Origin of the sequence: Methylobacterium sp. J-030, assembly GCF_022829545.1 — a bacterium.
Taxonomy (GTDB): domain Bacteria; phylum Pseudomonadota; class Alphaproteobacteria; order Rhizobiales; family Beijerinckiaceae; genus Methylobacterium.
In genome coordinates this window covers 22,215-35,261 of record NZ_JAKSYM010000175.1, presented here as the reverse complement: position 1 = coordinate 35,261, position 13,047 = coordinate 22,215, and the positions used below count along the sequence as shown (strand labels likewise).

The 13,047-nt window shown below is 70.3% G+C and carries 14 protein-coding genes; 9 read left to right on the top strand and 5 right to left on the bottom strand.

Going from position 1 to position 13,047, the window contains the following annotated elements:
* Positions 1-17 precede the first annotated feature (17 nt).
* Both MKK75_RS11930 and MKK75_RS11925 read right to left on the bottom strand, forming a co-directional pair.
* A complete protein-coding gene (locus tag MKK75_RS11930) occupies positions 18-1,232 on the bottom strand; it encodes an ABC transporter substrate-binding protein (protein WP_244042785.1) in 1,215 nt (404 codons plus the stop codon).
* Positions 1,233-1,558: 326 nt separating this feature from the next.
* A complete protein-coding gene (locus MKK75_RS11925; protein WP_244042784.1) occupies positions 1,559-1,981 on the bottom strand; it encodes a DUF2852 domain-containing protein in 423 nt (140 codons plus the stop codon).
* A 488-nt stretch (positions 1,982-2,469) separates the two neighbouring features.
* Between MKK75_RS11925 and MKK75_RS11920 the strand changes: the two genes are divergently transcribed.
* The 5 genes from MKK75_RS11920 (at position 2,470) to MKK75_RS11900 (ending at position 6,372) form a co-directional block, all read left to right on the top strand.
* On the top strand, positions 2,470-3,234 hold the full coding sequence (locus tag MKK75_RS11920; RefSeq protein ID WP_244042783.1) for a histidine phosphatase family protein: 765 nt from the start codon (positions 2,470-2,472) through the stop codon (positions 3,232-3,234).
* Positions 3,231-4,130: an NAD(P)H-hydrate dehydratase gene (locus MKK75_RS11915; protein ID WP_244042782.1), complete on the top strand. Its 900-nt coding sequence runs from the start codon at positions 3,231-3,233 to the stop codon at positions 4,128-4,130. The genes MKK75_RS11920 and MKK75_RS11915 overlap by 4 nt, the downstream gene beginning before the upstream one ends.
* Positions 4,131-4,266: 136 nt before the next feature.
* The gene (locus MKK75_RS11910) at positions 4,267-4,458 is read left to right on the top strand and encodes a helix-hairpin-helix domain-containing protein (RefSeq protein WP_244042781.1); all 192 of its coding nucleotides are present in this window, start codon (positions 4,267-4,269) and stop codon (positions 4,456-4,458) included.
* Positions 4,459-4,618: 160 nt separating this feature from the next.
* A complete protein-coding gene (locus MKK75_RS11905; RefSeq protein WP_244042780.1) occupies positions 4,619-5,686 on the top strand; it encodes a phosphoesterase in 1,068 nt (355 codons plus the stop codon).
* Entirely contained in the window at positions 5,683-6,372 is a 690-nt protein-coding gene (locus MKK75_RS11900) for an SDR family NAD(P)-dependent oxidoreductase (RefSeq protein ID WP_244042779.1), read from the top strand. Before MKK75_RS11905 ends, MKK75_RS11900 begins: the two co-directional genes overlap by 4 nt.
* A 100-nt stretch (positions 6,373-6,472) precedes the next feature.
* Here the strand turns inward: MKK75_RS11900 and MKK75_RS11895 are convergent, their stop codons facing one another.
* On the bottom strand, positions 6,473-6,751 hold the full coding sequence (locus MKK75_RS11895; RefSeq protein ID WP_244042778.1) for a hypothetical protein: 279 nt from the start codon (positions 6,749-6,751) through the stop codon (positions 6,473-6,475).
* A gap of 325 nt (positions 6,752-7,076) precedes the next feature.
* Between MKK75_RS11895 and MKK75_RS11890 the strand changes: the two genes are divergently transcribed.
* Both MKK75_RS11890 and MKK75_RS11885 read left to right on the top strand, forming a co-directional pair.
* Positions 7,077-7,400 (top strand): hypothetical protein, encoded by a 324-nt coding sequence (locus MKK75_RS11890; protein WP_244042777.1) that lies wholly within the window; start codon positions 7,077-7,079, stop codon positions 7,398-7,400.
* A gap of 146 nt (positions 7,401-7,546) precedes the next feature.
* Complete coding sequence (locus tag MKK75_RS11885; RefSeq protein WP_244042776.1) at positions 7,547-8,875, top strand: APC family permease; 1,329 nt, start codon at positions 7,547-7,549, stop codon at positions 8,873-8,875.
* Here MKK75_RS11885 and MKK75_RS11880 read toward each other — a convergent pair whose 3' ends face one another.
* Positions 8,876-9,439, bottom strand: a complete 564-nt coding sequence (locus tag MKK75_RS11880) for an SAM-dependent methyltransferase (protein WP_244042818.1) — start codon at positions 9,437-9,439, stop codon at positions 8,876-8,878. It lies immediately after the preceding gene.
* Between the two features lie 333 nt (positions 9,440-9,772).
* Positions 9,773-10,666, bottom strand: coding sequence for a LysR family transcriptional regulator (locus tag MKK75_RS11875; protein ID WP_244042775.1), 894 nt, complete (start codon positions 10,664-10,666; stop codon positions 9,773-9,775).
* Between the two features lie 335 nt (positions 10,667-11,001).
* Between MKK75_RS11875 and MKK75_RS11870 the strand changes: the two genes are divergently transcribed.
* Together MKK75_RS11870 and MKK75_RS11865 are read left to right on the top strand one after the other, a co-directional pair.
* Positions 11,002-11,505, top strand: a complete 504-nt coding sequence (locus tag MKK75_RS11870) for a flavin reductase family protein (protein ID WP_244042774.1) — start codon at positions 11,002-11,004, stop codon at positions 11,503-11,505.
* 122 nt (positions 11,506-11,627) lie between these two features.
* The gene (locus MKK75_RS11865) at positions 11,628-13,016 is read left to right on the top strand and encodes an MFS transporter (protein ID WP_244042773.1); all 1,389 of its coding nucleotides are present in this window, start codon (positions 11,628-11,630) and stop codon (positions 13,014-13,016) included.
* The last annotated feature ends 31 nt before the right edge of the window (positions 13,017-13,047 follow it).

Sequence of the window (13,047 nt, the reverse complement as noted above, 5' to 3'; positions counted from 1 at the left end):
CTCCCTGCGGCTGATCCCTACCGCTGGCCGGCGAGGGGGCAGCCGCCCTCGGCCAAAGGGCGGAAGGCCTGCTCGGCGGGTATCGTGTCGAGGAGCTTGTAGAGGTCCCATGGACCCTTCGACTCGGACGGCGCCTTCACTTCGAACAGGTACATCGGGTGGATCTTGCGTCCGTCCGCCCGGACGACCCCCTGGCCGAACAGCGGGTCGTCCGTCGGGTTGGCCTTCATCCAGGCCATCGTCGCCTGCGGATCCGTCGATTTCGTCGCCGCCACCGCCTTCAGGTAGTGCAGAAGCCCGGCGTACACGCCCGCGTGGTTCATCGTCGGCATGCTGTCGCCGTTGCGCTTGTAGAAGCGTTCGGAGAATGCCCGCGTCCCCGGGTTGAGGTCCCAGTAGAACGACTCCGTCAGCACCAGGCCCTGCGCGGTCTTCAGGCCGATCGCGTGGACGTCGACGGCGTAGATCAGCAGCGCGGCGAGCCTCTGGCCGCCATCGGTCAGGCCGAACTCGTGCGCCTGCTTGACGGCGTTGACCGTGTCGCCGCCCGCATTGGCCAGCCCCACCACCTTCGCGCCCGAAGCCTGCGCCTGCAGAAGGAACGAGGAGAAGTCGGTCGCGGGGAACGGGACCCGGGCGGCGCCCAGGACCCGGCCGCCGCCCTTGTCGACCACCGCGGTGGCCTCGTTCTGCAGGGACAGGCCGAAGGCGTAGTCGGCCGTCAGGAAGTACCACGTGTCGCCCCCGCGCCTGAGCATGGCGCCGGCCGTGCCGTGTGCCAGGGCGTAGGTGTCGTAGGTCCACTGGATCGTGTTCGGCGAGCATTGCTTGCCGGTCAGCTCCGTGGTTCCGGCCCCCGAATCGATGAAGATCTTGTTCTTCTCGCGGGTCACCTGGCTCACCGCCAGGGCCACCGAGGAGGTCGGTACGTCGAGGATCGCGTCCACGCCGTCGCGATCGTACCACTGGCGGGCGATGGCGGCGCCGACATCCGGCTTGTTCTGGTGGTCGGCCGAGACGATCTCGACCTGCAGGTCGGCGTTCGTCTTGGTGAAATCCTCGACCGCCATCTGGGCGGCGACGACGGAGCCTTTGCCGCCCGTATCCGCGTAGACGCCGGACATGTCGTTCAGGATGCCGACCTTGACGCGGAGCGGCTGAGCCATGGCCGGCCATGTCAGGGCGGCCAGGCTGATCGCGGCTGAGAGCATGCAGCACCGGATCAACGCCATGGCAGACCGTCCTCCGCGGAAATTCTTATTCCGGACAGGAGGGCACGCGCGGTATCCCAGCGTCAAGCGCCGTTCCGCGACGCGATGCGGCGCCGGCGGGGCGAAGGGTGGCGGCTTCCAGCCCCGGGGAGGCACGCAGGCGGGCCCTGGAAAAGCCGCCGCCGGTGATGCGGCGCGCGTGAACGCCGCGTCACCGCACGGCATGGAGCTGACGGATGGCGGCGGCCTCGGTCCCGACGATGCCGGGCCTCTGGGGCTGCGGGACCTGAGCGCAGTCCGGCAACAGCCCGGCTCCGCCCGCACCGCCGGTGCAACCGTCGGCGCAGCTACCCGGGTCGGCGATCGGGGTGATCGGCAGTTCCGGCGATGTCGACGACCGACCCTGCCTCGATGGGATGTTCCGCCATGAAGCGCTCGAAGGTGGTGCGATCCTTCGCGCGCTTCAGCCTGTCGACGAAGATCTCAAAATCCTGGAGGCGGGTTTCGAGGGCGTGGCGCTGCGCCTCGATCCGGCGGATCTCGCCATCGCGCCACGCGTCGAAGGCGGTGTTGCCGCTGGTACGGACCGATGTGAACCTGGGCCGTCCGCCGGGCGCAGCGCCACGCCCGAAAGGCCGGCGCAGGCGTTCGAGGGTGGAGAGGCCGGGCAGCCTGAGATCGTACCGGCCGAGGGCCTGCCGCGCCACGACGACGAGGCCGGCAAAGCCGCCGACATAGAGGGCATCATCGATGAAGGGCATGATGGGCATGTGCGAGTTCCTCGCGCCGATGGGCGCCGTTGACGATGGCCGGAGCATGCCGGCGCGTCCCCGATGCAGCCTGAACCGGTCGGTTCAGAATGGGTTAAGCTTTCCGGCGGGGTTCGGGCGGCCATCCCGGCCCCGTTCATCGCCGATGCCGTCGCGGAGGGGCCGCCTCGAGCCGTCGGCGGAACGGGAATCGAATGGGCGGTAATCCGTTGGCGGCGGCCGGCGACGGAACGACCGCCCGCGACCGCACGCCCTGAGGCCGGGGCAATCCCCATCCCGGTTGCGGAGGAGGTGGGCTCCGCAGGAACAGAGGGCGGGGGCCGCGCGACCGTCCGCCTCAGGCCGGCGGCCGTTGCGAACCGACAGGCATGGCGGGCGTTGCCGAGAGCCGTGCCCGACTCGTGCGCGGCTCTAAGCCTATGTTGTGAGTGCCGAACCGGTGCCCAGTTCGGCGGAGAGCGCTCTAACGCCTGAGGGACACTCATTCCATGCGGCAGCGCTGGCCGAGCCGGCTATGGATCGTGCGGCACGGCCAGAGCGCCGGCAACGTCGCGGCCGATGCGGCCCACAGCGCGAACGCGGCGCGGATCGACATCGCCGAGCGGGATGTGGATGTTCCCCTCAGCACGCAGGGCGGGCGCCAGGCCGACGCCGTCGGACGCTGGTTTGCCGGATTGCCGGCCGGCACCAGGCCCGACATCGTGCTGACGTCGCCCTACCTCCGGGCCAGGCAGACCGCCGGACGCATCCACGCCGCCGGCGGCGTGGCGCCGGACGCACCGCCCCCCACGATCGACGAGCGCCTGCGCGAGCGGGAACTCGGCATCCTCGACCGGCTGACGCGGACTGGGGTCGAGGCGTTGCATCCTGAGCAGGCCGCGATGAGACGGCGCCTCGGCAAATTCTATCATCGGCCCCCATCCGGCGAGAGCTGGTGCGACGTGATCCTGCGCCTCCGCAGCGCCCTCGATACGATCGCGCTGCATCACGCTGAGCGGCGGGTTCTGATCGTCGCGCATCAGGTCGTGGTGCTGTGCCTGCGCTACCTGATCGAGGACATGACCGAGGCGGAGATCCTCGCCATCGACGCCGCGGGCGATGTCGCCAACTGCTCGGTCACGGAATACGCCCTGGATCCCCGTGCGGCGCGCACCGGGGCGCTGGCACTGGAGCGATACAACGTCGTCGCCCCGATCGCCGACGCCGGCGCTGCCGTCACCTCCGAGCCCGACGCGAACGTGGCAGCCCGATGAATCCCACCCTGCTGACGGCCGCGAGTCTCACGGGGCGCCCGCTCCCGATCCCCCGGGAGGGCAGCAAGGATGACCGCGGCAGCGCGCTCATCCTCGGAGGCTCGGCCTCGGTCCCGGGTGCCGCTCTGTTGGCCGGCGTGGCGGCGCTGCGTGCCGGGGCCGGCAAGCTGAAGATCGCCACGGCCGAGAGCGCGGCCGTCGGCATGGCCCTGGCCGTGCCGGAGGCCATGGTGATCGGCCTCCCCGAGACCTCCGACGGCGGCATCGACGGTGAGCGGGCCCTGGAATGCCTGCGCACGGGGGCGGCGGGCTGCGATGCCCTCCTGGTCGGGCCCGGCCTGATCGGCAGCAAGCCGACGACCGCGATGGCCGTCGAACTTCTGCAGGCGCTCCCAACGGCCAGCTTCGTCCTCGATGCCGCCGCCATTTGCGCCCTCGCCGCGCATGCTGATGCGGTTCGCGGCCATGCGGGCCGGGTGGTGATCACGCCCCATGCCGGCGAGATGGCGCAATTGCTGGATCGGAGCCGGGACGCCGTGGAGGCGGATCCCCTCGACGCGGCGCTGGCCGCCGCCGACCTGCTCCAGGTGGTCGTGGTGATGAAGGGAGCCCGGACCTGGATCGTGGACCCGCATGGCGCCCGCTGGCTCTACGAAGGCGGCGGCGTCGGGTTGGCCACGTCCGGCTCCGGGGACGCGCTCGCGGGCCTCGTCGCCGGTCTGCTCGCCCGCGGCGCGGAGCCGCTGACGGCTGCCCTGTGGAGCGTCTTCCTGCACGGGGAGGCCGGAAAGCGCCTGGCGGCGTCGGTCGGCCCGGTCGGCTTCCTCGCCCGGGAATTGTCGGGCGAGGTGCCGAGACTTCTGCACGCGGCGACCGGCCGAGCGCAGGATGCATGAGCCGCCTTCGCACGCCGGCGCAATCCACCTACCTCGGGGAGGCAGCCCGACGCGCGGCCTCCGCCCGAGGCGGGACGATCTCCCGGAGCGGCCGGGGGAGCCGAGACGCGTTGGTCCGCAGCGGAGGGGGCATACGGTGATCGATCTGAACACGGCGACGGCGGACGAACTGGACAGCGTGCCGGCTCTGAAGGGCCACGGATTCGAGATCGTGCGCTACCGCGAGGAACGCGGTCGGTTCACCAGCCTGCGACAGCTCGATGAGGTGCCGGGCCTGAGCGGCAAGACCGACGGTATCGCGGACCAGGTCTCGGTCGCGGCCGACTGAACGCCCGCCTTCGGCACCGGAATGCTCCCCATCGCCGGGTGGCCGATCGTCGCCGGCCACGCCAAGCCCGGCGGCCCGCGGTTGTTCGAGACAAGCTCCGGCCGGTCCGCGATGGCGCGGGAGGCCGGGGAGACGGCACTTGCACCGGGATCGACGGACAATGACGGACTTAGCCGCCCATGGGGCCGCCTTCGCCCGTGCACTCACGGGCTTCGGCTCAAATCCGCCGGTGGTCCTCTGCCACGACGATGCCGACGGCGTGTCGGCCGGGGCGATCTTCGGCCGCGCCCTCGCGCGTGCCGGATATGGCCCTGTCGACGTGCAGGTGATCGGCCGGGGCGCGTCGGCGTGGTCGCCCGCGACCCGGGAATCGCTCGCGTCCCGTCGTCCGGGGGGGATCGTGGTAACCGACCTCGGGATTCAGGCGGGGGACATCGTGCCCGGCGTGCCGACGGTGCTGGTCGATCACCATGTTCCCCGCTCCCTGCCCGATTCCGCCGGAACGACGGTCATCAGTGGTCACGAGGACCTGCCGATTCCGACCTCCAGCCTCCTCGCCCATGCCTGTGCGGCGGCGCTGGGTGAGGCGCGTGATCTCGCCTGGCTCGCCGGAATCGGCCTCGTCGGCGATCTCGGCGCGCGTGGCGCCAGCAGCGACTTCCCCGACGTCATGGCACCCCTGCGGAAGACCCACACCGCCAAGGCGCTCCGCGAGGCCGTGAGCCTTCTCAACGCACCCCGACGCTCGGCGTCCGGAGATGCGGGGCCAGCCCTGCGGCTGCTCTTGCGCGCGCCGGGCCCTGCGGCGGTCATCGCGGGCACCGATCCGGATGCCACGACGCTGCGCGCAGCCCGCACCGAGGTCCGAGCCGCCCTGGATGCAGCGCGGGGCGTCCCCCCACGCTTCGCCGGGCCGGTGGCCCTGGTGCTCTGCCGATCGCCCTGCCAGATTCATCCGCTCCTGGCGCAATCCTGGACCGGCCGGCTGCGGCGGCAGGTGGTGATCGGCGCCAATCTGGGTTTCCGCCCCGGCTACGTGCACTTCGCAGCCCGCAGCGCGTCAGTCCCGGACCTGATCACGTTCCTCCGAGAGCGTGCGCCGGAACTCGGGCCGGACGATCAGTTCGCCCAGGGGCATCGCCGGGCCACCGGCGGCCAGGTCCGTGCGGACACTTGGAATCGCTTCGTGGCCGCGCTCGGTTTCGGACCGGAGGCGCAGGCGGCATGAGCGGGCGTCGCGCCCTGATCGTCGGGGCTTCGCGGGGCCTTGGCCTGGGCCTCGTCCGACGCTTCCTCGAACGCGGATGGGATGTGACCGCCACCGTCCGCACGCCGTCCGCTGCCCTCACGGACCTGGTGAATGCCGGCCCCCTGCGCATCGTAACCGGGATCGATATCGACGATGACGCCGCCGTCGCCGGGCTCAAGAGGTCCTGCACCGACAGGCCGGCGTTCGACGTCGTCTTCGTCGTGGCCGGTGTCGCGACGCAGGCGGGCATTCCCGCGGGGCAGATGCCCCGCGACGTCGCAACCGCGATCTACCAGACGAACGCCCTGAGCCCGATTCGTCTGGCCGAGGCGTTCCACCGGTGCATCGCCGAGGATGGCCTCATCGTCCTGATGACCTCGAAGCTGGGTTCGGTTTCCCTCAATCGCGGCGGCGGTTGGGGGAGCTACAGGGCGAGCAAGGCGGCCCTGAACACCTTGGCGCGGTCCTTCGCGGGCCAGCATTCCGGGGCGCGATGGGGCGTCCTCCTCATGCACCCGGGATGGGTGCGAACGGATCTCGGTGGCCGTCGCGCGACGCTCGATGTGGATACCAGCGTCCGCGGAACCGTCGCCGTCGTCGAGGACCAGCGCGGCCTGCGCGGCTGCAGGTTCCTCGACTACACGGGCGCGACGGTGCCGTGGTAGCCGGTGCGGCCGCCCGGAGCGGCCCGCGTCGACCCGTGAGGATCAGACCCGCGGGCGACGCGGCTGCCGCTGGCCGGGCGGCACGAACGACGCGAGGGGATCAGATATTCTCTCGGGCATCCTGTTCGGAGCAAGCCTTCGCCACCTCGGAGATCGGCAGATTCGCGTGGCCGGTCGCGCGTGACGTGTCGTCGAGGCAAGAGCGCACGCGCTCCCGGGACGCATCCCCGCCGCTCGCCGCGTCCAGCTTGCGCAGGAGGGTCTCCTTGTCCGCAGACGAGGCCCCGGCCCAATCCTGCATGGAATCCCCGGCGTTCAACGCGAAAGCGGGCGTTGCCGTCATGGCGAGGGCGATCAGACCGACAGGAAGAAGGCGCATGGCTGTAGCCTCGGACGAGGGAGAATCTGCGCCTGGCGGAAGCTCGGCCGGCGGAGAACCGGAGGCAGCCGGCGAGAGGGCTCGCGGACTGAACTAGGTCCTGACGCGGCTTCGCAGATCGCCGGAGACTTGGGGCAAAAACGCGCAGCCCGTCGTCGCCACCGCCGCGTGGCGGCCGTCGCGTCGGCGCGGGGCAGGCCCGGCGCACCGTCTCATCCTGCCCGGGGGGCGGACCACGTTCGGCCATTCGTCGCACGGGACGGCTTCGGTCGAACCGCGACCGCGGTCACCGGTTGCCGCGTGACCACGACAGGAGGAGGTCACGATGTCGAACCCCGCAAAGGGCCGGTCCGGCGACGGTCAGCAGCATTCGACGATGAGTGCGCAGGAGAAGAAGGCGGCCGAGGTCCAGGCGGCGGGAAGCGCCAAGGCCGATGCCGGCCACCCGGCCGTCTTGGAGGGCGGTAAGGTCGAGACGCCGACGGAGGGCAAGGGACACCCGAAATCGGCCGCCTCCAGCGCGCCGGCCGGCGCCACCGACGACGCGGCGACGAGCACGGCAACGGCGGGGAAAGCCGAGAAGGACGCCGCCGCGGCGATCGGTGCTGCCAAGGATCAACACGGGCGCGGGCATCGCAAGGCCGAATAGGCGGATCCCCGTCCCGCGCGGTCCGCCCGGGCCGTGCGTCGGGAGCGGGAATCGCGATGGCGGATCGGCCTGGGCGCGCGGTGCGGCATCGGCGGATCCGCCTCGGCATGGAGCCGGGCGGGCATCAACCATCTCGGGCATGAGCCATGACTGACGTCGCGCCCGGCCCATCGACCGAACGGCCGGCGCCGAGCGTCACGACGCCGGCGGCAACGGCCCTCGTGGTCGCCGACATGATCGGCGTCGGGGTGTTCACCAGCCTCGGGTTCCAGGTGACGGACATCCAGTCCGGCTTCGGGCTGCTGTTGCTGTGGGGCGTCGGCGGGCTCGTCGCGCTCTGCGGGGCGTTCAGCTACGCCGAACTGGCCACGATGTTTCCCCGCTCGAGCGGCGAATACAACTTCCTCACCCGCGCTTACGGACCGGCCCTCGGCTTCATGGCGGGCTGGCTCTCGGCCACCGTCGGCTTCGCCGCGCCCGTGGCGCTGGCCGCGATGGCGTTCGGCCAATACGCGAAAGCCTTCCACCCGGCTGCACCGGCGGTTCCCCTCGGGCTTGCGGTCATCTGGGTCGTCACCGCCATCCGCCTGACGGGCGGGCGCTTCGGGGCGGCGTTCCAGATCGGTTCGACGCTGCTGAAGCTGGTGCTGATCGTGGCCTTCATCGGCGCCGGCCTCGCTTCGAAGGGCGGGCCGGCGATCAGCTTCTCGCCGCGCGCGTTCGATCCGGCGCAGGTGTTCACCGCCGGCTTCGCCGTCAGCCTCGTCTTCGTGATGTATGCCTATTCGGGCTGGAACGCCGCGACGTACATCGCCGGCGATCTGGCCGACCCGCATTCGACCCTGCCCAGGGCGCTGTTTCTCGGGACGAGCCTCGTGATCGTGCTCTACGTCGCGCTGAATGCGGTGTTCCTCCACACCACCCCGCTGCCCGCACTCGCCGGGCAGATCGACGTCGCGATGATCAGCGGCCGCCATGTCTTCGGCGCGGAGGGCGGCCGCCTCGCCGGCGCGGTGATCTGTGTCGGCCTGATCCCGACGATCGGCGCGATGATGTGGATCGGCCCCAGCGTCACGGTCACGATGGGCGAGGATGTGCGGCTGTTGCGCGTCTTCGCGCGTCGCACGCGCGGCGGCGTGCCGGCGCGCGCGATCCTCCTCCAGTGCGGTGTGGCCAGCCTCCTGCTGCTGACGCAGAGCTACGAGGCGGTCCTGGAGTTCATCCAGTTCAGCCTCATCCTGTGCTCGTTCCTGGCGGTGCTCGGCCTGATCAAGCTGCGGATCACGCGGCCGGACCTGCCACGGCCGTATCGCGCCTGGGGCTATCCCGTCACGCCGATCCTCTTCCTCGGCGTGACCGCGTTCATGCTGGTCCACCTCGTCACCGCGCGGCCGATGCAATCGCTGGGCGGCCTCGCGGTGATGCTCCTCGGCCTCGCGCTGTACGGTATCGCCCGCGTCTACGCGCGGCGGTGATCACCGACCGGACGACGCGCCGGGCTTGGTCACCCGCAGCACGTCGAGACGGTACTCGGCGGTTCGCGCCTGTGTCAGGACCCGGGCGAAATCGCGGGCGCCCGCAATGAAGCCCTCGGCCGCGTCGTCACCGGACAGCGGGTAGTGGGTGACGCCGAGCCAATGGACCAGCACGATGTCCGCCTCCGGCAGGACCGCCCCCTCGACCCGTGCCACCAGGCGGGCGAGGTCGGGGCGGTCGAGGTAGTAGGCGACCTCCGAGATCACGATGAGGTCGAACTGCCCCGCCGGCCATGTTCCCGGAACGGCAGCGAGCATGAAGCGCGCGTTCGGGCAATCGGCACAGCGCGCCCGCGCCGCATCCAGCACCGAGGGAACCACGTCGAGCCCGATCAGCGCATCGCAGCGCGGGCAGAGCTGATGGGTGAACACGCCGATGGAGCATCCGACATCCAGGGCGGACGCGTAGTGGGTGCGCGGCAGGGCGGCGAGCGTGGCCGCGTACTTGTCGCGCTCGTACGGGCTCGTGGCGAACTTCCAAGGGTCCGACTCGGTGGCGTACATGCCCTTGAAGTAATCGGGATCGAGGGTGGTCGGCCGACGACCCGTCGGGGCGTTCGCCTCCGCGCCTGCGGCGCCTCGGATCCCGAGGAGGATGCCGGTGGCCGCCACGCCTCCGGATTGGAGCAGGAAGCGGCGTGAGACTGGCCTGCGGTCACGCACGATCTGCCCCGGGGCGCCAGTCATGGTCCGATGGAAGAACCGCATGGACTCGGGACGGTTCCGAGCCTCGGGGCATCGACCCGGATCCATGGCCCGGGCTCAGCCGCGATCGGACGGGGCGTCCGCCCGCCGGTCCCGACGCCGCGGCGGCCGATCCGACCCGATCCGCGGACGCTATCCGGAAACGTCCGCGAAGGTGCTCGACGCGGCGGCGAGGTCCGTGAGCAGGCTCGGGATGGATGTCGCGGCGTCCGCCGCGTAGACCGCGTGGAACTCCACCAGCGGCCCCTCCGGGCACGTGTCCAGCACCCGAAGCGCGCCGGACGCGATCTCGGCCCGGTAGCAGTGGACGGGCAGGAGGCTGACGCCCACGCCGGCCTGGGTCAGCGACGCGACGGCGCCCATGCTGTTGCAGAGATCGACGACGCGCGGCGCGTCGCCCCGCTCGTTGAGCCAATGCTCCACGGTGCGATGATGGAAGCTGTTCTTGCCGAGCGACAGGATGCGGATCGCCCGGAAGTCCGCGGGCTCGATCGTCCGGTCCGGCAGGCCGAGGGCGGGGCCGGCCATCCAGGCGAACCGCACCCGCCCGAGGGAGCGCGTGGCGAGATGCGTGTCGAAGCGCGTGCCCGGCATCAACGCCAGATCGATCGCGCCGTTCGCCATGAGGGTCTGGAGGTCGGCCGTCAGGGCGACTTCCAGTTCCAGGGTCAGGCGCGGGTAGGATCGGTGGATCAGGTCCACGAAACCTGGAAGCCAGGTCGTCGCGACCAGTTCGGCCACGCCGAGGCGGACGAGGCCGGACAGGGCGTCGCCGCTGCCGACCCGCATCCGGATCTCGCTGCAGGCCGTGATGGCGCGCTCGGCATAGACCTGCAGTTCCCGGCCCTTGGCGGTCAGCCGGACCCGGCGCTGGGAGCGATCGAACAGCGAGACCCCGAGATCCTGCTCCAGTTCCTGGATGCGGGCCGAGATCGTCGACGGCGTCGCGTTCAGCCGGTCGGCGGCGGCCGTGAAGCTGCCGCATCGCGCGATCTCGAGAAAGGTCTCGAGCTGTTTGATGTTCACGACCGGGCAGCCCTCGACGGTGTGATCCCACGGGATTCGGAGGCGGGGCTTGCCGACACGGAGGCATGCCGGACGCGCCGGAATAGGCTCCGCGACGCGGGCTCAGTCCTGCAGAATATCGATCGGGCGTCAACGTTAACGCGATGGTTCGATGTTTTCGAACGCCGACCTGCGAAAGAATTCGCTTCTCTGGAGTCCAGCCTCCGTTATCGTGTCTTTCGTAGAGATGACCGCCGGTCTTCGAACATCGCCGCACCGCCCCCACGGTACGCTGCGCGGAGCACGGGATCGGCCGAATGCTGTGCGCGTCTCGACCGCAGGAAGGATGTGTTGTGATGATCCCACCCCGGAGCATATCGGGCGATCAGTTCAAATCGGTGATGCGGCGGTTCGCGGCCTCCGTGAACGTCATCACATCCGTCGACGGAGCCGTGATGAACGGCATGACCGCCACCGCCGTCTGCAGCGTCTCGGCCGATCCGCCGAGCCTCCTCGTCATCGTCAACAGGTCGAACCGCTCGCATCCGGTGATCAGCCGATCCGGCACCTTCGCGGTCAACGTGCTGTCGAGCGATCAGGAGGAACTGGCCGGGCACTTCGCCGCCAAGAAGCCGGATCCGTTCGCCGACATCGACTACCGGATCGGCCAGACCGGCTGTCCCCTGCTCCGCGACGCCGACGCCACGCTCGAATGCGCCGTCGTGCAGGAGACGGATTTCGGCACGCACACGATCTTCATCGGGCGGATCGTGACCTGCGCGGTCGCGAGCAAGTCTCCGCTCCTCTACCATGCGGGCCGCTTCTGCCGGCTGGAGGACATGGCCCTGCACTACGCCTGACGGCAGACCGACCCTCTCCCCAGGCAGCCGGCCCGCAACGCCAGCGGGAATCGGCAGGGGAGTCGCCTGAGCCAACGAAAAAGAGCGCAACCGCTCGGAACGCCAACACGAGGGTGGAAACGATGGCTTCTGCAGCAGACAGCCGGCCCGGCCTGGATCCCGGGCAGGCGAAGCACGCGCGCCGCGCCGTGATCGCCGCCACGGTCGGCACGATGATCGAGTGGTACGATTTCTACCTCTACGGCCTCGTCGCCGCGCTCGTCTTCGGAAAGCTCTACTTTCCCGCGCACGACCCGTTCGCGGCGACGCTCCTCTCCTTCTCGACCTTCTTCCTCGGGTTCGTGGCGCGTCCCTTCGGGGCGGCGATCTTCGGTCATTTCGGCGACCGGATCGGCCGCAAGGCCACGCTCGTGGTCACGCTGCTGCTGATGGGGGTGAGCACCGTCCTGATCGGCCTGATCCCGACCTACGACTCGATCGGCATCTGGGGCGCGGTCGCCCTGACCACCCTGCGGATCCTGCAGGGCGTCGGCGTCGGCGGCGAGTGGGGCGGGGCCATCGCGGTCGCGACCGAATGGGGGCAGTTCAACAAGCGGCGCGGCCTCGCCGGGAGCTGGCCGCAATTCGGCTCGCCGCTCGGCATGCTTCTGGCCGTCCTCGTGCTCACGATCGTCACCCATGCCGGCTCGACCGAGTGGTTCGAGACGGTCGGCTGGCGCATCCCCTTCCTTCTGAGCGGCGTCCTGATCGCCGTCGGCCTCTACATCCGCCTGGGGGTGCTGGAGACGCCGGTCTTCGAGGACTTGAAGGCCAAGAGGCAGGTCGCCAAGGCGCCGGTTCTCGACGCCCTGCGGCTGTACTGGAAGGATATCCTGCTCACCTGCCTGATCCGCACCGGACAGCAGGCGCCGTTCGTCCTCTTCACCACCTACCTGCTCTCCTACGGCACCGGCGTGCTGAAGCTTGAGCGGTCGTTCCTGTTCAACTGCGTGCTGGCCGCCGCCGCGACCTCGCTGATCACGACGCCGCTGTTCGGCTACCTGTCGGACCGCATCGGCCGGAAGCGGATGTACCTGATCGGCGCCTTCACGATGCTGGTCTTCGCCTTCCCGTATTACTGGCTGATCAACAGCGCGATCCCGGCCGTGATCGCCCTGACGGTCATCGCCTCCCTCGTCGTCCACGACATGCAGTACGGGCCGCAGGCCGCCTTCATCGCCGAGAGCTTCCCGCCGAACGTGCGCTACAGCGGCGCCTCGATCGGCTATCAGCTCGCCTCCCTGACCTCGGGCGGGCCGGCGCCGATCATCGCGACGTGGCTGATGCACACCTACGGCACCTCCACGGCGATCAGCTGCTACCTCGCGATCATCGCGGCGATCAGCCTGATCTCGGCGGCGCTGCTCAAGGACCGCTCGAAGGAGGACTACATCTCGGTCGCGCCCCGCGCGCCCGATCCGGACACGGGCCAGTCCCTCGTCGCGCCGAGCGCGAAGCCCACGCTCTCCTGACCCTCACCCGACCACCGCCCGTTCGATGAAG